The 22652-nt window shown below is 34.6% G+C and carries 18 protein-coding genes; 10 read left to right on the forward strand and 8 right to left on the reverse strand.

Going from position 1 to position 22652, the window contains the following annotated elements; all coding sequences use genetic code 11:
• Nucleotides 1-95 precede the first annotated feature (95 nt).
• The 3 genes from CJ739_RS10920 to era all read left to right on the forward strand — a co-directional run bounded on the left by CJ739_RS10920 (nt 96) and on the right by era (nt 4123).
• Nucleotides 96-2228 carry a protein-disulfide reductase DsbD family protein gene (locus CJ739_RS10920; RefSeq protein ID WP_117175219.1) on the forward strand — a complete coding sequence of 711 codons (2133 nt, stop codon included), beginning with the start codon at nt 96-98 and terminating at the stop codon, nt 2226-2228.
• 178 nt (nt 2229-2406) lie between these two features.
• Nucleotides 2407-3108 carry a BamJ family beta-barrel-assembly machinery protein gene (gene bamJ, locus CJ739_RS10925; RefSeq protein WP_117175221.1) on the forward strand — a complete coding sequence of 234 codons (702 nt, stop codon included), beginning with the start codon at nt 2407-2409 and terminating at the stop codon, nt 3106-3108.
• A 133-nt stretch (nt 3109-3241) separates the two neighbouring features.
• The gene (era, locus tag CJ739_RS10930; RefSeq protein WP_117175223.1) at nt 3242-4123 is read left to right on the forward strand and encodes a GTPase Era; all 882 of its coding nucleotides are present in this window, start codon (nt 3242-3244) and stop codon (nt 4121-4123) included.
• Between the two features lie 121 nt (nt 4124-4244).
• On the opposite strand, the gene CJ739_RS10935 is transcribed toward era, so the two are convergent.
• Nucleotides 4245-4751, reverse strand: a complete 507-nt coding sequence (locus tag CJ739_RS10935; RefSeq protein WP_117175225.1) for a GTP-binding protein — start codon at nt 4749-4751, stop codon at nt 4245-4247.
• 177 nt (nt 4752-4928) lie between these two features.
• Here CJ739_RS10935 and der point away from each other — a divergent pair, with 177 nt between their 5' ends.
• Complete coding sequence (gene der, locus CJ739_RS10940; RefSeq protein ID WP_117175227.1) at nt 4929-6233, forward strand: ribosome biogenesis GTPase Der; 1305 nt, start codon at nt 4929-4931, stop codon at nt 6231-6233.
• 56 nt (nt 6234-6289) lie between these two features.
• Here der and CJ739_RS10945 read toward each other — a convergent pair whose 3' ends face one another.
• From CJ739_RS10945 to CJ739_RS10970, 6 genes are all read right to left on the reverse strand, one after another.
• A complete protein-coding gene (locus CJ739_RS10945; RefSeq protein WP_117175229.1) occupies nt 6290-7429 on the reverse strand; it encodes a T9SS type A sorting domain-containing protein in 1140 nt (379 codons plus the stop codon).
• Between the two features lie 51 nt (nt 7430-7480).
• Nucleotides 7481-8287, reverse strand: coding sequence for a TPM domain-containing protein (locus tag CJ739_RS10950; RefSeq protein ID WP_117175231.1), 807 nt, complete (start codon nt 8285-8287; stop codon nt 7481-7483).
• Nucleotides 8287-8727 (reverse strand): TPM domain-containing protein, encoded by a 441-nt coding sequence (locus tag CJ739_RS10955; protein ID WP_117175233.1) that lies wholly within the window; start codon nt 8725-8727, stop codon nt 8287-8289. Before CJ739_RS10955 ends, CJ739_RS10950 begins: the two co-directional genes overlap by 1 nt.
• A gap of 21 nt (nt 8728-8748) precedes the next feature.
• On the reverse strand, nt 8749-9348 hold the full coding sequence (locus tag CJ739_RS10960) for a LemA family protein (RefSeq protein WP_117175235.1): 600 nt from the start codon (nt 9346-9348) through the stop codon (nt 8749-8751).
• Between the two features lie 73 nt (nt 9349-9421).
• Entirely contained in the window at nt 9422-9751 is a 330-nt protein-coding gene (locus CJ739_RS10965; protein WP_117175237.1) for a MerR family transcriptional regulator, read from the reverse strand.
• Entirely contained in the window at nt 9751-10722 is a 972-nt protein-coding gene (locus CJ739_RS10970) for a M23 family metallopeptidase (RefSeq protein ID WP_117175239.1), read from the reverse strand. Before CJ739_RS10970 ends, CJ739_RS10965 begins: the two co-directional genes overlap by 1 nt.
• A gap of 306 nt (nt 10723-11028) precedes the next feature.
• On the opposite strand from CJ739_RS10970, the gene alaS reads away from it, so the two are divergent.
• The 3 genes from alaS to CJ739_RS10985 all read left to right on the forward strand — a co-directional run bounded on the left by alaS (nt 11029) and on the right by CJ739_RS10985 (nt 15315).
• Nucleotides 11029-13668: an alanine--tRNA ligase gene (gene alaS / locus CJ739_RS10975; RefSeq protein ID WP_117175241.1), complete on the forward strand. Its 2640-nt coding sequence runs from the start codon at nt 11029-11031 to the stop codon at nt 13666-13668.
• Nucleotides 13669-13684: 16 nt separating this feature from the next.
• On the forward strand, nt 13685-14203 hold the full coding sequence (locus CJ739_RS10980) for a hypothetical protein (RefSeq protein WP_117175243.1): 519 nt from the start codon (nt 13685-13687) through the stop codon (nt 14201-14203).
• Between the two features lie 161 nt (nt 14204-14364).
• Nucleotides 14365-15315: a GSCFA domain-containing protein gene (locus CJ739_RS10985; RefSeq protein ID WP_117175245.1), complete on the forward strand. Its 951-nt coding sequence runs from the start codon at nt 14365-14367 to the stop codon at nt 15313-15315.
• Between the two features lie 227 nt (nt 15316-15542).
• Here the strand turns inward: CJ739_RS10985 and CJ739_RS10990 are convergent, their stop codons facing one another.
• Nucleotides 15543-16661: a helix-turn-helix domain-containing protein gene (locus CJ739_RS10990; RefSeq protein ID WP_236951489.1), complete on the reverse strand. Its 1119-nt coding sequence runs from the start codon at nt 16659-16661 to the stop codon at nt 15543-15545.
• Nucleotides 16662-17161: 500 nt separating this feature from the next.
• On the opposite strand from CJ739_RS10990, the gene CJ739_RS10995 reads away from it, so the two are divergent.
• The 3 genes from CJ739_RS10995 (at nt 17162) to CJ739_RS11005 (ending at nt 22621) form a co-directional block, all read left to right on the forward strand.
• A complete protein-coding gene (locus tag CJ739_RS10995; protein WP_117175249.1) occupies nt 17162-17665 on the forward strand; it encodes a T9SS type A sorting domain-containing protein in 504 nt (167 codons plus the stop codon).
• 32 nt (nt 17666-17697) lie between these two features.
• Nucleotides 17698-18345 (forward strand): hypothetical protein, encoded by a 648-nt coding sequence (locus tag CJ739_RS11000; protein ID WP_117175251.1) that lies wholly within the window; start codon nt 17698-17700, stop codon nt 18343-18345.
• A 70-nt stretch (nt 18346-18415) separates the two neighbouring features.
• A complete protein-coding gene (locus CJ739_RS11005; protein WP_117175253.1) occupies nt 18416-22621 on the forward strand; it encodes a beta strand repeat-containing protein in 4206 nt (1401 codons plus the stop codon).
• The last annotated feature ends 31 nt before the right edge of the window (nt 22622-22652 follow it).

Consider the following 22652-nt stretch of genomic DNA (forward strand, 5'->3'; position numbering starts at 1 on the left):
TTAAATAAAGACATATCCTTATATTTGAGGAATTATTAATATTTCAAAGAAAATAGTATGATTTATTGTAGAATGTATAATTCAAAGCAGTGATTATGAAAAATAATCAAATAAAAAGAAGAATAAAAGCACTTTTTTTATTCTTTACACTTTTAATGGTTGGATATTCACAATCTCAAGTGTTAGAGCCTGTAAAATGGGAGACATCTGTTAAAAAAGTTTCAAATACCGATTATGAATTGATAACAACCGCAACAATTGATAAAGGTTGGCATTTGTATTCGCAACATGTTCCTGAAGATGGACCCATACCCACAACTTTTACCTATAGCGACAGGGAAGACTTTTCGTTAAAAGGAAAGACAATTGAAGGTGAGGGACATACTATTGATGATCCTATTTTTGGAATGCGGATTAAGTTTTTTGAGAACAAAGCCGTATTTAAACAAATGGTGAGTTTTAAAGACGATTATAAAACGATTGAAGGGCAAGTTGAGTTTATGGTTTGTGATGATACCAGATGCCTACCCCCAACAGAAGTTGATTTGGTATTTGCTTTCAGTAATAGTAGTTCTGTTTCTAATGACAGTTCTACTGCCAGTGACAGTTCTACTTCCAATGACAGTTCTACTTCCAATGACAGTTCTACTTCTAATGAAGAAGCAAGCAACTTAAATGCAAATGAGATTAACAATAATGCGGTAAACCAACAACTGTACGGCATATCCGCTGACGATATTAAAAAACCAGATAAAACATGTGGTGATGAATTGAGTCAAAACCAATCAGAATCAAATCAAGAAAGTGGCTCTTTGTGGAGTATTTTCGGACTAGGTTTTTTGGGTGGGCTATTAGCTTTATTAACGCCGTGTGTATTCCCTATGATACCTTTAACCGTTAGTTTTTTTACAAAAAAAGGGGGGCATGATAAAGGTTCGGGTATTTCAAAAGCATTATTGTACGGATTTTTTATTTTTGCTGTATACATTTTATTGAGTGTGCCTTTTCATTTGCTAGACTCGGTAAATCCGGATATTTTAAATGAGATTTCCACTAATGTTTGGTTGAATGTTGCCTTTTTTGCGATATTCCTGTTTTTTGCATTTTCTTTCTTTGGTTATTACGAATTAACATTGCCTTCAAGTTGGACCAACAAAACCACACAAGGCGAGAATGTGGGTGGTATCATAGGAATCTTTTTTATGGCACTTACCTTGGCCATTGTGTCGTTTTCTTGTACAGGCCCTATTTTAGGCTCCCTATTGGCAGGTTCGTTAACGGCCGATGGTGGTGCATGGCAACTTACAGCAGGTATGGCTGGTTTTGGTGTGTCGTTAGGGTTACCATTTGCATTGTTTGCCATGTTTCCTAATATGATGAATGCCTTACCTAAATCTGGTGGTTGGTTAAATACAACAAAAGTTGTTTTGGGATTTTTGGAATTGGCTCTGGCATTTAAGTTTTTATCGAATGCCGATTTAGTTCAACATTGGGGCATTTTAAAAATAGAACCATTTTTAATTATTTGGATTCTTATTTTTGCTGGTTTAGCATTGTATATATTTGGAGTGATTAAATTTCCGCATGATTCACCAATAAAGAAACTGTCATTTTCAAGAATAGCAGGAGGCGTATTGGTCGCTGCATTTACTATATATTTGGCATCTGGGTTTAGAGTGAATAAAGAAACCAATACATTTACACCGCTGACACTTTTAAGTGGTTTGGCACCACCAGTAGGGTACAGTTTTTTATATCCAAACGATTGTCCTAATAATCTAGTATGTTTTAAAGATTTAAAAACAGGTATTGCTTATGCAAAGAAAGTGAATAAGCCTATCATGTTGGACTTTACGGGATACGCTTGTGTGAATTGTAGAAAAATGGAAGAGCACGTATGGTCTGTTAAAGAAATTGACAACTACTTGCGAAATGATTATGTGTTAATTTCCCTATATGTTGATGATAAGAAAATCTTACCTGCCGATGAACAAGTTTTAGTGAATCGTATAAATGGAGGTACAAGGAAACTTGAAAATTATGGGCATAAATGGGCTAATTTTCAAACGCAATTTTTTCAAACCAATTCACAGCCTTATTATGTGTTATTAAATTCTGATGGCACACAAATTTTAAACCAACCCGTTGGTTATACTCCAGATGAAGACGATTATGCTGAATTTTTAAAGTGTGGTTTGGAAGTTTTTAAAGAAAGTAAAAAGAAATAGCTTTTAAATTTATTTAAGCTTCAGCATTTGGCTTGATATTATAAATACTTATTTAAAACGCATATTTCAAAAATTTAAACTATTTATCTGTCATATAACGTTAAAAATCATAGAAAGACTACTGTATTCTGAATTTTAATTTGTTATTTTTGGCATCAAATTAAATAAAAATAAGAAAATGAAAATAATTAAATTTTTAGGAGTTGTTTTAGCAGCTTCAATTTTATCATCATGTGGTGGTCAAGGAGTTTCAAAAAGAGCATTAAAAACTGAGCTAGACTCAGTAAGTTACGCTATTGGTATGGATGTAGCTAGAAATGTGAAAACAAGTGTTTCTGAAATAGATAGCGAACTATTTATTCAAGGCTATATGAATGTTTTGGATTCTACCAATATTTTAATTAAAGAAGAAAATGCACAACAAGTTTTAACTGCTTATTTTCAGAAAAAACAAGCTGAAAAGATGAAAAAACAGCAAGAAGAAGCTGAAAAAGAAAAAGTTGTAGGCGAAAAATTCTTGGAAGAAAATAAATCTAAAGCAGGTGTGAAAGTAACCGAAAGTGGTTTACAATATATTGTTTTAAAAGAAGGAACTGGTGCAAAACCAACTGCAGAATCTAAAGTAAAAGTACATTACCACGGTACATTAATTGATGGAACTGTGTTTGATAGCTCTGTAGATAGAGGCGAACCAACCGAATTTGGTGTTGGTCAAGTTATTAGAGGATGGACAGAAGGTTTACAACTGATGTCTGTAGGGTCTAAATACAAATTCTTCATTCCTCAAGATTTAGGTTACGGAGCAAGACAAGCAGGAGAAAAAATCAAACCATATTCTACTTTAATTTTCGAAGTTGAATTATTGGAAATAGTTGAATAAGTAATAAACATACTTAGTACATATAAACAAAAAAAACAGAAAGGCAACTTTCTGTTTTTTTTGTTTAAAAACTTAAAATAGCCTAATAAACCAAACAAGGTTGTAAATTTGTAGCATCTTAAAAACAAAAGTCATGAGCCACAAAGCAGGTTTTGTAAATATTATTGGTAACCCCAATGTGGGTAAGTCAACGCTAATGAATGCCTTTGTTGGTGAAAAACTATCCATCATCACATCAAAAGCACAAACCACACGACACCGTATTTTAGGTATTGTGAATGGTGACGATTTTCAAATGGTTTTGTCTGATACCCCAGGTATTATAAAACCAGCATACGAGTTGCAGGAAAGCATGATGGGTTTTGTAAAGTCTGCTTTTGAAGATGCCGATATTCTATTGTATATGGTTGAAATTGGTGAGCAAGAATTAAAAGACGAAGCCTTTTTTAATAAAATAACCAATTCAAAAATCCCTGTGTTGTTGCTTTTAAATAAGATTGATAAGTCAAACCAAGAGCAATTAGAAAACCAAGTACAACTTTGGGCAGAAAAAGTGCCAAATGCCGAAATTTTTCCAATATCAGCATTAGAAGGTTTTAACGTAAAAGAAGTATTTAACAGAATTATTGATTTGCTTCCAGAGTCACCTGCATTTTATCCAAAAGACCAATTAACAGATAAGCCAGAACGCTTTTTTATAAACGAAACCATACGCGAAAAAATTCTGCTTCATTACAAAAAGGAAATCCCGTATGCCGTTGAAATTGAAACCGAAGAATTTTTTGAAGAAGAAGACATTATCAGAATACGCGCCGTAATTATGGTAGAACGCGAAACTCAAAAAGGGATTATCATTGGGCATAAAGGAAGTGCTTTAAAGCGTGTTGGTGTTGAAGCCAGAAAAGATTTAGAAGCTTTTTTTGGTAAACAAATCCACTTGGAGACCTATGTGAAAGTAAATAAAAATTGGCGAAGCAATCAAAACCAATTAAGAAGGTTTGGATACAATAGCTAATAATACTAATGATAACATGTTGATTATCTAACAATTAATTAAAATTGAATTTTGATATTTGTATAATCATTCTGCTAAGTTTAGTTTGAGTTAGTTTAGTTTTAAAGTCTTAGTTGTGCCCTCAGCTAAGACTTTCTTTTTCTAGAACAGCATTCATAAAATCATGAAGCTCTGCCATCTCATTTTTACTAGATGTTTTTCCAATGCTTCCAGCAAAATATAAGGCAACCCAAATAATTATCATAAGTAGCATGAGGCTAAATTGAAACGTATAGGGCATTTTTAAAGACCAATTGCTATATGTCCAAATGCCAAAAGCAATAAACAAGCCCGCAACCATAAAGTGTAAAAACACAAACAGTGTCCAAACTGTGGGGTTGGGGCCGAATAAACCATGAAGTAAGCAGGAATCGCTATCAACAGCATTAATTTCTAAATGTAATTGTGGAGACCAAAAATGTTGTTTATACTTTGGGAATTTTATAAACACGTGGTCGTCAATCCTGTTAACAATAAATTCAGAAGGTGTTTTTTTAGCATCCTGAAACATTTGCAACACCGTTTCGTTATTTTTGTTTATTTCAATTTTAAAACGAGGCCGTAAAACAATGTCGTTAGTAGTTGGCATTTAGTTTGTGTTTTTAAGGATAGTAAAATACTATTTTTTATTCTAAAAAGTAAACAATTTAATAGTTGCCAAAAAACAGCTATGCGTAGAGTATATTTCCTATTTTTGCAAAAAAATTTAGCAAATATTGTTAAATAAATAAATCAGCCTGAGGCTGTTGCATACAATTTAAAGATTATGAGTAATATAGTTGCTATAGTAGGTCGCCCAAACGTAGGGAAATCAACATTTTTTAATCGCTTAATTCAACGTAGGGAAGCTATTGTTGATGCTGTAAGCGGCGTTACAAGAGATCGCCATTATGGTAAAAGTGATTGGAATGGAAAGGAATTTTCGCTTATAGATACCGGAGGGTATGTGTTGGGAAGTGACGATATTTTTGAAGCTGAAATTGATAAACAAGTAGAATTGGCTATTGATGAAGCCGATGCTATTATTTTTATGGTTGATGTAGAAAGCGGTGTAACTGGCATGGACGAAGATGTTGCAAAACTATTACGCAAAGTGAACAAACCCGTGTTTCTTGTAGTGAATAAAGTAGACAATGCCAAACGTGCTGAAGATGCGGTAGAGTTTTACTCGTTGGGTTTAGGCGAATACTATACCGTTGCCAGTATTAATGGAAGCGGTACAGGCGATTTATTGGATGCTTTGGTGGAAGCCTTACCAGAAAAAGAAACGGTTGTTAATGAAGAATTGCCACGTTTTGCTGTAGTGGGTCGCCCAAATGCAGGAAAATCATCATTCATTAATGCATTGATTGGTGAAGATCGATATATTGTAACTGATATTGCGGGTACTACTAGAGATTCTATCGATACCAAATACAATCGTTTTGGTTTTGAATTTAATTTAGTTGATACGGCGGGAATTCGAAGAAAATCTAAAGTAAAAGAAGATTTGGAATTTTATTCTGTAATGCGTAGTGTTCGAGCTATTGAGCATAGTGATGTCTGTTTATTGGTTTTAGACGCAACCCGTGGGTTTGATGGGCAAGACCAAAACATATTTTGGTTGGCAGAACGAAATAGAAAAGGCGTTGTAATTTTAGTAAACAAATGGGATTTGGTAGAAAAGGATCATAAAACAACCCTTGAATATGAAAAAGCCATAAGAAAGGAAATGGAACCTTTTACCGATGTGCCTATTATATTTATTTCTACATTATCTAAACAACGTATTTATAAAGCTATTGAAACTGCTGTTGAGGTTTATAATAATCGAACCAAAAAGATTAAAACAAGTGTGCTTAATGATGTGATGTTGCCTATTATTGAAAGCTATCCACCACCGGCAAATAAAGCAAAGTATGTAAAAATTAAATACATAATGCAATTGCCAACACCACAACCACAGTTTGCTTTTTTCTGCAATCTACCGCAGTACGTAAAAGAACCCTACAAACGTTTTTTAGAAAACAAATTACGTGAACATTTCGATTTTACAGGTGTTCCTGTAAGTGTATATATGCGTAAGAAATAGTATTGGAATCTATTAGTTGATAGTATTAGGGGTATTTTGTTTTGACTAAAGCCTTATTATTTTATCATTTTTTTAGTGACAAGCATTTTTTTGTATGTTACTGAAATAGTATAAAAACCAGGGCTAAGCTCTGACGTATTAATAGAATTGGTTGCATTTTGACTTAATACGCAACTGCCCAAACTATTGTAAATTTTAATTTCTTCAGCATTATCACTGAATTTTATTTCGTTTTCAAAGGGGTTTGGATGGATAATAAAGCCATCATTTTTTATGAAATTGAATGCCCTTAAAGTTGAATTATCAATGGTTAATGCTCTTAATTTGGATGGGAAGGTAAAAATGCTTGCAACCAATTTTTCGTTCGAAATATAAAGTGTATCGCTAAAACCATTTGTTTCTATAAAGCAAATACCTTCTACTTGATTTCCGAAAGGTAGAAAGTTGTTTAACTTAACACTTTTACTGTTTGTAAACACATCAAGATTTAAGGGTGCACTTATATCTAAATTATATATTTCTATTAAAAAAGGCGTGATGTTAGATGATACTGAATAACCAGAAAGATATATTTTATTTGAACCAACGACATCGGCTCCAGTAATTAGACCCTGTGAATTATATGTACTTACTTTAACAGCACTATGCGTACCCACTGTATTGGGAATGGTATATACATCAACTTCATTATTTGCCCAATTTTTGGAAAAGATTAACAAATAATTATCGTAAACCACAAAAGCTTCTGAATCCCAGTTGTTATTGTTAAGATTGGAAGTAAAATCAGTTTGATCGGCATACGAGTAATTAATAACATCTGCGGTAACGTTCGTGCTAGAATCGAAATCGGTTTTTAAAATCCTATAAAATTTTAAATTGGTTCTGTTGCCATAATTGTTTCCAATGTCACCAATATAGATATATGTGTTATCTTGGGCTATATCTTCCCAGTCTACATTCGTTGCATTTGTAATAGAAACAGTTCTCACTATAGAACCGTTAGAGGTATCTATTTCATATAATTCGGCAGCATTTCCGCTATCATTATGAGTAATTAATTTGTTATCATAATAAATAAGTCCAGAGGTCTCTTCGACAGTTTCCGGTAAATTAAATTTGTCTGAAGTAACAACTGTTTGTGCTTTTGAAAGAAAAACCGTGAAAAAACATATAAATAATGGATAATTATATTTCATAATTGGTAGCACTTTTAATCATAGTAAGATATGAAAAAAACATTTATAAATCTACCAACCACCAGAAGCACCGCCGCCTCCAAATCCACCGCCGCCGAAACCGCCTCCAAAGCCACCGCCTCCAAATCCACCACCAGAGCTTCCGCTACCAAATCCGCCACCTCCGGAAGAACGTCCCATACTGCTTAAAATAATAGCATCTAAAAGACTAAAACCACCCGATTTGTTGCCTCGGTTACCACCATTACCACCACGCCTGTTTTTTGAAATTGAGATCAGGATGATGATGAATATGAAAATAAGAATGATAATGAATTCTACAGGAAATTTATTTTCATTTGAGGCTTTGCGGGTACCTTGATATTCACCAGTTAAAACTTCAAAAATGGCATCGGCACCTCTGTTTAAACCGCCGTAATAGTCATCTTGTTTGAAATAGGGGATAATATCAAGCTCAATAATACGCTTCGACATGGCATCTGTAAGCAAATGTTCAACACCATAGCCTGTTTTTATAGCTATTTTTCTATCACCTTTTGCTAATAAAATAAAAACGCCGTTATCTTCTTTTGCTTGTCCAATACCCCATTCGTGTGCCCATTTTGTGCCTAAATAATCAATATTTTCACCTTCGGTGGAATTTATGGTGGCAATAACAATTTGGGTTGAAGTGGTATCGGAATATTTAATCAGTTTTTCTTCTAAGGCACTTTTTTCAGTAGGCGATAACAGACTGATATAATCGTAAACACTTGTTTGGAATTCTGGTTTTTCGGGAATTTTAAATTGAGCAAGCGCTATTTGGGTAAAGCAGATACTTAAAAAAGTAAATAAAAAAACGTGTTTAAATTTAAGCATTAGCCTTTAGAAATTTCGTTAGTGAGTTCGTTAGTGTCTAAATCTGTATAAGGAAAATGTTTTTTAAGTTGTTCCCCAGATTTTATAATGCCCTCAACCAACCCTTGTTTAAAATTACCAGTTTTAAAATACGATTGCATGATGTCTTTAGTGCTGTCCCAAAAATTACTTGAAACGACATCGTTAATGCCCTTATCGCCATAAATGACAAAGGTTTTGTCATCAACAGCCACATAAATTAATACGGCATTTTGTAGTTTGGTGTTATCCATTTTTAGTGCATGGAAAAGCTCTAAAGCACGATTTGTGGCGTCACCTTGGGAAGTTTTTTCAATGTGAACTCGTATTTCTCCAGATGTGTTTAGTTCAGCTATTCTTATAGCTTCAATAACCTCTTGTTCTTCACTGGGCGTTAAAAAATCTTCAACATGGTTAGGCATAATGATGTGTTTCGGTAGTTTTTATTTAAAATTAAAATCTACATCAGGCGCTTTTTCACTTCCAGCGTCTGCTTTATAATAATTCATTTGGTCGAAGTTAAAAATGCCTGCTAATAATGAATTCGGAAATATCTTAATATGCTTATTGTATGGTTCTACGGCTTCGTTAAAACGATCTCTAGCTACGTTAATTCGGTTTTCAGTACCCTCTAGTTGCGATTGTAATTCCAAAAAGTTTTGATTTGCTTTAAGCTCTGGATACCTTTCAACAACCAACAATAATCTTGATAAAGCACCGGTTAAGCCTTGTTGGGCTTGTTGAAACTGTGCCATGTTTTCTGGTGTTAAGTTGTTGGCATCAATGGTTGTTTTGGTAGCTTCACTTCTTGCCTTTATAACGGCTTCTAAAGTGCTTTTTTCAAAATCGGCTGCTCCTTGTACTGTTTTTACTAAATTTCCAATAAGGTCGTTTCTGCGTTGGTAACTACTTTCTACGTCGCCCCAAGTTTTAGTGGCAGTTTCTTTTAAGTTTACAGCGGTATTATTAAACCCTTTTGCCCAAGAGTAAAATCCGAATACAATTACAGCAATAATAATTACAGGAATAAGCCATTTTTTCATTTTGAATAGTCGTTAAATGTTAAGTTATTTATAAAATACAATCAGGGTATTAGTATGCAGTTTCAATTAAATGTTACATCTGATTTTTAATTTTTATAAGCTGATTTTTTACATCCTCTAATTTACTGATTATTTCAAAATTAGAAAGGGTTTCTTTTTTTTCTTCTTTTAAATGGATTTTGGCACCTTCAAGCGTGAAACCACGTTCTTTAACCAAATGGTAAATAAACTTGAGGTTTTTGATATCTTCAGGAGTGAATTTTCTGTTGCCTTTAGCATTCTTTTTTGGCTTAAGGGCATCAAATTCTTTTTCCCAAAAGCGAATTAAAGAAGTGTTTACGCCAAATGCTTTGGCTACTTCGCCTATGTTGTAATAACGTTTTTCGGGTAGTTCTATATGCATTAATCTAGCGATTGGTTTTCTAATGAAGCATGCTCTAACAATTTATCAAATTCTTCGGCAGTTAAACTTCCGTAGTAAAAGTTTATAGGGTTGATGCGCTCACCATCTTTAATAACTTCATAATGGCAATGTGGTGCTTCAGAACGCCCCGTGCTACCAACAAATCCAATTAGGTCGCCTCGTACGACCTTTTGGTTTTTTCTAACATTGTATTTATATAAATGGGCATATAAACTTTCGTATCCGTAGCCATGGTTTATTTTTATATGGTTTCCATAACCTGTTGCCTTATTGTCTGCACGTTCTACAACACCATCACCAGTTGCGTAAATAGGTGTACCTCTGGGTGCAGAAAAATCCATGCCATAATGCATTTTTCTAACTTTGGTAAAGGGATCCGAACGCATTCCGTAACCTGAAGCCATCCTTTTAAGATCTTCATTTCTAACGGGTTGAATGGCAGGTATTGCGGCTAGTAATTTCTCTTTTTCTTCGGCGAGTTTAGCGATTTCATCTAGCGATTTAGATTGCACCACTATTTGTTTTTGAAGTATGTCTAAACGTTTGTTGCTTTCAATAATTAATTTAGAATTATCAAAGCCTTCCAGGTTTTTATAACGGTTAACGCCTCCAAAACCAGCTTTGCGTTGTTCGTCGGGTATGGGGTTTGCTTCAAAATAAACACGGTAAATGTTGTTGTCCCGATCTGCTACATCAGCTAAAACAGTTTCGGCTTCCTTCATTTTTTTGTTCAACAATTCAAACTGTAATTGCGCATTTTGCAGCTCGCGTTTAAGAGCACGTTCTTTAGGCGATTCTACAAATTGACTCGCTATAAAAACAAATAGAAAACCAAATAAAGCAGACCCTAAAATAAACACCGAGGCGTACTTAATAGTGTTTCTTTTTTTGCGCTGTATTTTCTTGTAAGACAGCGATTCTGCATCGTAATAATATTTTACCTTACTCATTTCCTAATTTATGCTATTTTTGCACTTTATTAAATGCCATATATCTATTGAATTTTAATAACTAACGACCAAATTTGCTAAATAGTATCACTTAGTTGTTTGATAATTAAGATTAAAATCGTTTTTTATTAAGTTTAAAATATTTTGAAAAGAGTAAATATAAAAAATTGTTTCGCAATTAATGCCATTTTAACAACATAGTAACCATTTTATATAAATGAAACACGCATGTATAAAAGTTTATCGCTATACCAAATGATTCATAGCAAACTGCATGCGACCGTTTAAAAACAGTAAATATTATACATGAAATCACAAGATATTCGTTCTAAATTTTTAAGTTTTTTTGAAGATAAAAAGCATAGTATCGTACCATCTGCACCTATGGTTCTTAAAGACGATCCTACCTTAATGTTTGTAAATTCGGGAATGGCGCCTTTTAAAGAATACTTTTTAGGGAATGCAGTGCCAAAAAATAGCCGTATTACAGATACTCAAAAATGCTTGCGCGTTTCTGGGAAGCATAACGATTTGGAAGAAGTTGGTTATGATACCTACCACCATACGCTTTTTGAAATGTTGGGAAACTGGAGTTTTGGCGATTATTTTAAGAAAGAAGCCATTGCCTGGGCTTGGGAATTGTTAACTGAAGTTTATGGTATCGATAAAGATATTTTATACGTAACGGTTTTTGAAGGGAGTGAAGAAGATAAACTGCCCATGGATATAGAGGCTTACGATTTATGGAAACAATTCATTTCAGAGGACCGTATTTTAAAAGGAAACAAAAAAGATAACTTTTGGGAAATGGGCGACCAAGGTCCGTGTGGGCCCTGTAGTGAAATACATGTAGATATCCGTTCTGCGGAAGAAAAAGCCAAAGTTTCTGGTAAAGATTTAGTGAATCAAGACCATCCGCAAGTGGTAGAGATTTGGAATTTGGTATTCATGCAATACAACCGAAAAGCGAATGGTAGTTTGGAAAGTTTGCCCGATAAACATATCGATACTGGTATGGGCTTCGAGCGTTTGTGCATGGTGTTGCAAGGGGTGCAATCCAATTACGATACCGATGTGTTTACACCACTTATTGAAAAAATTGAGCAAATTACAGGATTTTTATATGTACGGACAGGTCGCGACCTGCCCGTACTTGATAAAAATCAAGAAAAAACTAATATTGCCATTCGTGTTATTTGTGACCACGTGCGTGCCGTAGCTTTTTCAATAGCCGATGGACAATTGCCAAGTAATACAGGAGCTGGTTATGTCATTCGGAGAATTTTGCGTCGTGCGATTCGTTATGGATTTACATTTCTAGACAAAAAAGAGCCCTTTATTTACAGATTGGTTGATGTGTTAAGCGCAAAAATGGGAACTGCTTTTCCAGAAATGAAATCGCAACAACAATTGGTGACTAATGTGATTCGTGAAGAAGAAGCGTCTTTTTTAAGAACCTTGGAACAAGGATTACAATTATTGGATAAGGTTGTCGTAGAAACCTCAGGAAAAGAAGTTTCAGGAGCAAAAGTTTTTGAATTGTACGATACGTTTGGGTTTCCAAAGGATTTGACAGCTTTGATTTTAAAAGAAAAAGGCTATGCTTACAATGAAGAAGATTTTGAAGTTGAATTGCAAAAACAAAAAGCACGTTCGCGTGCGGCTTCAGAAGTTACAACGGAGGATTGGTCGGTTTTAATTCCAGGCAATGCAGAAACGTTTGTAGGTTATGACCAAACTGAAAATAATGTAAAAATCACTAGAATTCGTAAAGTTGATTCTAAAAAAGATGGCATTTTATATCAAATCGTTTTAGATAAGACCCCTTTTTACCCAGAAGGCGGTGGACAAGTCGGCGATAAAGGAACTTTGGTTTCTGCTAACGAAACCATTGAAATCATCGACACCAAAAAAGAAAATAATTTAATTCTACATTTTGCTAAACAATTACCAGAGAATGTTACTGCGAATTTTGTGGCAAAAGTAAACACCGATTTAAGAACATCAACTTCTAAAAACCACTCGGCTACGCATTTGATGCATTTAGCTTTGAGAACCATTTTAGGAACACATGTGGAACAGAAAGGGTCGTTGGTAAGTCCAAATTATTTGCGTTTTGACTTTTCGCATTTTTCTAAAGTTTCTGATGAAGAGTTACGTCAAGTAGAAGCAAGTGTGAATGCTCAAATTGAAGCACAATTACAGTTGGTAGAACACAGAAGTATTCCCATTCAGCAAGCGATGGAGCAAGGTGCCATGGCGTTGTTTGGTGAAAAATATGGAGACCATGTTCGTATGATTGAATTTGGAGAAAGCAAAGAACTTTGTGGAGGTATTCATGTAAAAAACACAGCAGATATTTGGCATTTTAAAATCATTTCTGAAGGAGCCGTTGCAGCAGGAATTCGTCGTATAGAAGCAATTACTGGCGATGCTGTTAAGAGTTTTTACCAAAATCAGGAAAGTACGTTGGCCGAAATTAAAGAAACGTTGAAAAATCCGCAAGATATTTTAAAATCGGTTACTAGTTTGCAAGACGATAATGCTAAGTTGAAAAAACAACTTGAGCAATTATTAAAAGAGAAAGTGGATGGTTTAAAAAACAACTTGGTTTCAGAATTTCAAGAAATAAACGGCATTAACTTTTTAGCAAAGCAAGTTGATTTATCAATGAGTTCAACCAAAGATTTGGCGCAGGCTATAGGAAGTTCAAAACCAAATTCATTTGTGTTTTTAGCATCGGTTGAAGATAATACGCCAAATATTCATTGCTATATTTCAAAAGAATTAGTTGCTGAAAAAGGATTAAATGCAGGAAACATCATTAGGGAATTAGGAAAATATATAGATGGAAATGGAGGCGGACAACCGTTCTTTGCATCAGGAAAAGGAAAAAATATTGTTGGAGTTAAGGACGCATTAGAAAAAGTGAAACAATTTATTTAATTAAATATTGATAATTATGAAAGCAAAGATTATAATTTTTTTAATGTTGTTTTTTCCAACTATTTTTTTAGCTCAACAATTTCCAAGTCCTCCTATGCGTCAAATAAATAATCAAATGATGCAACAACAACAAGTGATGCAACAACAACAGCAAATGATGCGAATGTTGCAAAATAATATTCAAACGGATGAACAAAAATTAATTAGAGAGGAAAATAAAAAAAATAAGATTGAAGAAAAGATTAAGAGCTTAAATGATGTTTTATTAAAATTAAATGATGAATTGTCAAAAACAAAAAACACAAACACCCAACCTAATAAAGAGCTTCAAAAACAGGAAGATAATTTGAATAAAAAGGTAGATAAAACAAATAAAGCTATTGAAAAAAATACTGAAAAGCTACAAGTTTCAAATAAAATAATTGAAGATCTTAAAGGTAATATTGATAAAACTAAAATAAAATTAGAAGAAAAAAAGAAAGAAAAAGAGTTGAAAAAACTAGAGAAAGAAGAAAAAAAGAAAATGAAAGAATGATGTTTTTATAAATCATAATAAATTTCAATAGTCCTTTAATAAAAACTGGAATAACAAGAATAGTAAATGGTTTATAATATTTAACCGTTTCAACTTTACGCCTTAGCGCCTTAGCGTCTTAGCGACTTTGTAACTTTGAAGCTTTGCAACTCATTTAAAACATGAAATTTCTAACCCAAGTACCATTACAAAAACAGTCTGAAAATCTAATAGACTATCATTCTAATATATTACTATTAGGATCCTGTTTTGTGGAAAATATAGGTGAAAAATTATCATATTTCAAGTTTCAAAATAGTATCAATCCATTTGGTATCTTGTTTCATCCAAAAGCTATTGAAACCTTCATTACAAAAGCTATAAATAAAACGTCCTATTCAGAAAAAGACATATTTTTTTATAATGAACAATGGCACTGTTTTGACGCGCATTCAAAGCTGAGTAACCCTTCAAAAGAAACGTTGTTACATAATTTGAATGAAGCCATCAAGGCAACAAATAAACAAATCCACAAATCAACACATATTATAATCACATTAGGAACTGCTTGGGTTTATCGGCTTTTAGAATCCAATCAACTTGTAGCAAATTGCCATAAAGTGCCACAAAAACAGTTTGCTAAAGAATTGTTATCGGTCGAAGCGATTACGAAATCATTAGAAACAATTGTAAATTTAATCAGGAGTGTTAATAGCAAAGCATCTATTATTTTTACGGTATCGCCTGTACGACATATCAAAGACGGTTTTATTGAAAACACCCAAAGTAAAGCACATTTAATTACAGGCATACATTCCAACAACCAACAACCAACAACCAACAACTATTTTCCAAGCTACGAAATTATGATGGACGAGCTTCGCGATTATCGTTTTTATGTCGAAGATATGTTGCACCCCAATCAAACAGCCATCAATTACATTTGGGAAAAGTTCCAAGAAGTTTGGGTTTCTTCAGAGGCAATAAAAACCATGAAATTAGTAGATGAGGTTCAAAAAGGACTTCAGCATAAACCTTTCAACCCAGATTCTGAAGCGCATCAAAAATTTCTTTTAGGAATTAAGGAAAAACAACTTCAACTTAAAAAAGAATACCCACATATTAAATTTTAACGAAGTTAGATGTTAAAAGTACAATATTAGAAGTTCAAAGTTAAAAAGTTCAGAGTTTGATGTACCGATGAAGTTTGTGATATACAATTCAACGATTCAACAGTTAAAAGTCACAGGGTATGTTTAACAACCTGAACTAAGGTTTTGTAAAGATGTTTTTTTGATTTAACTGTTTAAACATCTGGATATCAGATTGTGTCATATCAAACTCGCATTTGTAAGCTAAATTAAGGTTTTATAGACTTTATATAATCTTGTGGTGAATACGACGTTACTTTTTTAAAAGCACTAAAAAAGGGATTGTATGAAGCAAAACCTGTTTTGTAGGCTAAAGACTCCAAAGTGTTGGTTTTTAAATAACCCTGCTCTATCAAATGGATACTGTCTTTTATTCTAGAATGCATGCGGTATTCAGAAAAAGAGATGCTGGAGTGGTATTTAAACAAATAAACAATATGGCTTGTGGGCACACCTAACTTATTGGCAACATCTGTAGGGGATGCTTTTGGATTTCTAAAAATATGTTCCTCAATACTTAGCCTGTCAACTTCTTGCGTGTAGCTAACAATGTTAGACATCATTTTTTCTTGTAGTTTTAAATCTTGTTCGTTTTTTTGGTTGCCTATTTCTAAAACCCAATGGTCGCTTTTTAATAATGGCGTATGTTTGCTGTCTTCAATGGGCGAACTGAACTTTAATATTTTTTTATTAAGAATAGGGAGTCCATATAAAATTTCTGGAGCGGTTAAAATTTTAAAATAGATAAATAACCAATATAAGAGTAGTAATACTGCCATAGATTTTCCAGAAAGACTGGATTTTGAGCATACTTCAGCATAAATGGAGGCCAATAACGTTATGGCAGCTAATAAGTTGTGGGTAAAGAGATAAATGGTCCAGTTTTTTACCAACCTAAACTGTGTATTATTTATAAGAAGGTCTTTTTTAAACCAAATGTTTTTACTTAAAAGCCTAACGATTAGTGTTAAATAGAAAAGTATAAAGATTCCTACGAGAGTAAAATTGATTACTGGAAGAAATTGAAATATAGAACTTTCAGTAATGTAGGGGTTGGTATTTATAAAATATAGAAACCCAATAAAAATTAGGTGTTTTAAGCTTCTAAGATCATATGTTTTGTTTGGTAACACTAAATTTTTGTAATACAAATAAAAACTTGGTACAACAATGAGATAGTATATGGAATGGATACCTTCATCGGGAGTAAAATAGTCTTGCAAGCCTAATCTATAACTTCCATGAATTAAAAAACGAATGGAAATTATAGTAATGACTAATAATAAAAATGCATTGTAAAACGGATTGGACCTATAAGAAGTTATCATTATGGCTATGGTTACTATGCCAATAATGCCAGTGAATAAAAATAAAAACGATTCTATCACTTAATATGAGGAGATTTATTTGCAATGATAGCAAATTACTAGGTGTTTTTATTGTTGAACTCATTTAAACTTTTTGGATTGCAACTCAAAAAAAACTTCAAATGGACACAAAATGAATAATTTTCGCTGCAATCCAAAAAGTTTAAATGAGTTCATAAATAAGGATGAAATAAAATAGTTTGTTAGGCTTTTTTGGGAAAATTGATTATTGTTTTCTCTGTTATCTTGCGATTTTGTAAATTTTTTTTCTTACTGATTTGCTTAAATCGTTATTATTTTAATAAAAAAATCGATAAAAAGACTTATTTTTCAGATAAAATACATTTTTATGATTATGTTTACATTGTTGTTAATGATAATCATAGGGTTGTTTTTAACAATAATTAAGAATATCATTTTCAATTTAAGCTAATATTTTACCCAAATACTTAACCTTTATTATGAAACGATTTCTATTAATATGTCTATGTTGTGTTTGTCAACTACAACTTTTATCACAATCAAATTTAATAAGGGCTACAACTGGCGTTTCAGGAGCTTCCAATATTATTGTACAAGGTAATGATGCTTATATTGTTCAGCAAAGTGTTGGTCAACCAAGTGTTATTGGAACTTATACAAATAGTGCGGGTTACAGTATTCGACAAGGATTTATCCAACCCAATGTTTTATCTAAAATTGTAGATGAGCATACACCTTTAAATCTTCAATTAAATGTTTATCCAAATCCTTTTAATGAGCAGATTTCATTGGTTTTTAAAGAAGTGATTAAAGGTGAAATAACGGTAACGGTTTATAATATACTTGGGGCACAAGTATTTGTTAGTAGCTACAAACCTAAAGAGCAAATTGATATAAGATTGAATATGTTGTCTTCGGGAGAATATATTCTCAAGGCTGTTGCTAATAAAAAACAATTTATAGAAAAAATTATAAAAAGATAACACCCAACAATAACCAAACGAACCTAATCAAAATGAATGTTAAAAAAACTACTCAACTATTACTGCTTTTCATTGTAACAACAATAGCATCGGCGCAAGAGCTCTATTTAGAAACAGGAAAAATGTCTTCCTCATTCGATTATAAAGATTCTTCAGGTGCAAGGTTAGACAACTTACACGCTACAACTAATGGCTTTATGGCGATGGGTTATAGAACTAAGGTCTTTAATGAAAAAATAAATGCGGCTTTAGGTGTTGCATATACTGGGTATGGTGCCATCGGAAGTGATGATGCCGTTGAGGGCATCATGGCATGGCATGCTAATTATCTGGAATTTAGCTTTGGTCTAGATTATAAATTATTCCATATTAATAAAGCAGAATTCTATGCCAAAGGAGGTATAGCCAATGGGTTTTTAATTGAAGGATATCAAAATTTAAACAACAAAACTATCAATCTTAAAAAAACAGATGATTTTAATAAGATCATGGTAAGCTTTAAGGCTGGTATGGGTATTTTATATCCCGTTTCAAACAACATGTCTTTCTATATGCAATATTTTTACGGAAAGAGTTTGGACCAAACGAATAGAGGAGATGATGAATCTTTAAAAATTAGAAGTCATAGTGTGGGTTTTGGAGTGTTAGTTAAACTATTCAGAACGAATACGACATCTTGAAATTTATTATGAATCAATAATAATACAACTCAATTAGATTGCAAGTCATAAAAAAATTAACTTATATCTTATGAAAAAAACACTACTATTACTCTTGTTGATCCTAGTTGGGTTTCAAGGTTTTTCTCAAACAGCTGGAATTAGTTACCAAGCTGTGATTTTAAATCCAAATACAAAAGAGCTTCCAGGAGCAAATGCTCAAACCAATATTTTAGCCAACAGTAAAATTTTTGTACAGTTTACTATTATTGATGATTTTAACAATCAAGAATATCAAGAATATCATCAAACAACCACAGATATCTATGGCATGGTAAACCTACTTATAGGACATGGTATAAAAAAAGGTTCTAATAATTTTGATGATATTATTTGGAACGGTTTTTCAAAAAAGTTGAAAGTAGACATTGATTTTTCGGGAAAAGGTAATGCCTACACACTATTAAGTGAGCAGGAATTAACCTTTATGCCACAACCAGCTCTTGTAGAAGATACAGAGGCAATCTTGAACAATGCAGCAGATATCATAGCCGAACAGAATAGAGCCATTTTAGCGGAGTCTTTTTTACAGGCATCAATAGATGAAAACAAAACAAGTGCCGAAACAGCCATTATTATAAACTCTAATGCCTTAGCTTCAGAAGTAATAAGAGCCACTAATGCAGAAACAGCTATAGACAGTAAGTTGGTTACGGAAGTTGGTAATCTTACAGTTGCTAATGCCGCTTTACAAACCAACATCGATGTAGTTCAGTCCGATGTAGATGCTAATAAAATAGCTGTTAACACAGCCATTGCCGCAGTTCAATTAGACGTAGATGCGAATGAAGCCGCAAGTCTAGCCGCAGATACACTTTTACAAACAAATATCGATATGGTTCAGGCTGACGTAAATGCAAACGAGGCCGCTTCAAGTGCCGCAGACGCAACTTTGCAAACGAATATCAATGCGGTTCAGACCGATGTGGATGCCAATGAAACAGCTGCAAGCACAGCCATTGCAGCAGTTCAAACTGACGTTGATGCCAATGAAGCCACAAGCTTGGCAGCAGATACGGTTTTGCAAATGAATATCAATGCGGTTCAGGCCGATGTTGATGCTAATGAAACTGCTACTAATAATGCTTTGGCTTTAAAGGCGAATATCGCCTCCCCAACATTTACGGGTACTGTTTCGGGAATCGATAAAACGATGGTAGGTTTGGGCAATGTGGACAATACAAGTGATGCCAATAAACCGGTCTCAACAGCGGCCCAAACGGCATTGGATTTAAAGGTAGATAAAGTTAGTGGAGAACGTCTTATTAATGCCGCTGAAATCATTAAACTTTCCAATCAATCGGGAACCAATACAGGCGACCAGGATTTGAGCAGCTATGCTACAAACTCGAATTTGGCTTTAAAGGCTGACATCGCCTCCCCAACATTTACAGGTACTGTTTCGGGAATCGATAAAACGATGGTAGGCTTGGGCAATGTGGACAATACCAGCGATGCCAATAAACCGGTTTCTACGGCGACCCAAACGGCATTGGATTTAAAGGTGGATAAAGTTAGTGGAGAACGTCTTATTAATGCCGCTGAAATCACCAAACTTTCCAATCAATCGGGAACCAATACAGGCGACCAGGATTTGAGCAGCTATGCTACAAACTCGAATTTGGCTTTAAAGGCTGACATCGCCTCCCCAACATTTACGGGTACTGTTTCGGGAATCGATAAAACGATGGTAGGCTTGGGCAATGTGGACAATACAAGTGATGCCAATAAACCGGTCTCAACAGCGGCCCAAACGGCATTGGATTTAAAGGTAGATAAAGTTAGTGGAGAACGTCTTATTAATGCCGCTGAAATCACCAAACTTTCCAATCAATCGGGAACCAATACAGGCGACCAGGATTTGAGCAGCTATGCTACAAACTCGAATTTGGCTTTAAAGGCTGACATCGCCTCCCCAACATTTACGGGTACTGTTTCGGGAATCGATAAAACGATGGTAGGTTTGGGCAATGTGGACAATACCAGCGATGCCAATAAACCGGTTTCTACGGCGACCCAAACGGCATTGGATTTAAAGGTAGATAAAGTTAGTGGAGAACGTCTTATTAATGCCGCTGAAATCACCAAACTTTCCAATCAATCGGGAACCAATACAGGCGACCAGGATTTGAGCAGCTATGCTACAAACACGAATTTGGCTTTAAAGGCAGATATCGCTTCCCCAACATTTACGGGTACTGTTTCGGGAATCGATAAAACGATGGTAGGTTTGGGCAATGTGGACAATACCAGCGATGCCAATAAGCCGGTTTCTACGGCGACCCAAACGGCATTGGATTTAAAGGTAGATAAAGTTAGTGGAGAACGTCTTATTAATGCCGCTGAAATCACCAAACTTTCCAATCAATCGGGAACCAATACAGGCGACCAGGATTTGAGCAGCTATGCTACAAACACAAATTTAGCTTTAAAGGCAGATATCGCTTCCCCAACATTTACGGGTACTGTTTCGGGAATCGATAAAACGATGGTAGGTTTGGGCAATGTGGACAATACCAGCGATGCCAATAAGCCGGTCTCAACAGCGGCCCAAACGGCATTGGATTTAAAAGCGTCTTTAGCATCACCAACGTTAACCGGAACGCCATTGGCACCTACTGCCACAGCGGGAACCAGTACTACACAGATAGCGACAACAGCATTTGTAACAGATGCTATCACTACTGCAAGCACACCGGACGCAAGTACAACGGTAAAAGGGAAGATTCAATTAGCGGGCGATTTGTCAGGAACGGCCGCCTTGCCATCAATCGCTAATGATGCTGTAACTTCTGCAAAAATAGCAGATGGAACCATTGTAAATACAGATATTAATTCTTCAGCAGCCATAGCTTTTTCTAAATTGAATATATCAAAAGCGGATATCGAAGGATTGGGTATTCCGGGAGAAGATACAGATACAACTTATAGTGCGGGAACAGGACTTACTTTGACCGGTACAACGTTGTCAATTGATTCAAATGTTGTAACAAGTAATTATTCGGGTGTAATAACAACTACGGGCTTCATTAAGTCTGGAGGAACAGCTTCTCAATTCTTGAAAGCTGATGGGTCGGTTGATGCAACTTCATATGCGCCATTAGCTTCCCCAACCTTTACGGGTACGGTATCAGGGATAAGTGCCACGATGGTGGGGTTAGGAAACGTGGACAATACTAGTGATGCCGATAAACCAGTTTCAACTGACACCCAAACGTCCTTAGATTTAAAAGCGCCTTTAGCGTCACCAACGTTAACGGGAACGCCATTGGCACCTACTGCCACAGCGGGAACCAGTACTACACAGATAGCCACAACGGAATTTGTAACTACTGCCACAACAGGGAAATTTGTAGACTTAACCACAAATCAAACCATCGCAGGAATTAAAACCTTTAGTAGTGATATCACTGTAAATGGTGTTAAAATTGGACGAGGTGATGGTAATAATGGAGAGAATACGGCCGTTGGTAATGGGGCGTTAGGCACCGGTACAGGTTCAAGAAATTCTGCATTTGGTAATGGTGCCTTAAGAAGCTATTCTGGAACTGGTTTTGATAACAATACAAGTGTAGGGTATAGTAATTTGCCAGGCCTAACCACAGGGAGTGGAAACACGTCTGTGGGTGCAGAGTCCATGATGGGTTTGTCAATTGGTACCTCAAATACATCGATAGGAAATCAATCTTTAATTAATACATCAGGTAACAATAATGTTGGTGTTGGAAAAAGTTCTGGAAGCACTATAACCACAGGTTCAAATAATACTATTATAGGGACAGAGGCTAATGTTGCTACAAATAATCAAACAAATTCTACGGCAATTGGTTTTCAGGCTGTTGCTGCTGCAAATAATACTATTCAATTAGGAAATACGAATGTAACTTTAGTTAATACTAGTGGAGCTATAACATCAGGAGGTGGTATTACAGGAACCTCCATAGTTAAAGTAGGAGGTACTTCTTCAGAATATTTAATGGCAGACGGTTCGGTTTCTACAGGTGCTTCACCAGTTAGGGAAGTAGCCGATGAATTTACGGCGACAGCATCTCAAAGTGGTTTTACTTTAACACAAACCCCTTCAGTTAATAGTAAGGTTAAAATGTATGTTAATGGTATAAGAATAAGCAATACAGCTTATAGCACAAGCGGAACTACTTTGACTTACATACCGGCAAATAATGGTGGATATAATCTGTCTTTAAATGATAGAATTCAATTTGACTATTATTATTAAAACAATAGAATTTTCCACGATGAACAAAATT

Source organism: Mariniflexile sp. TRM1-10, from assembly GCF_003425985.1.
Taxonomy (GTDB): Bacteria; Bacteroidota; Bacteroidia; order Flavobacteriales; family Flavobacteriaceae; genus Mariniflexile.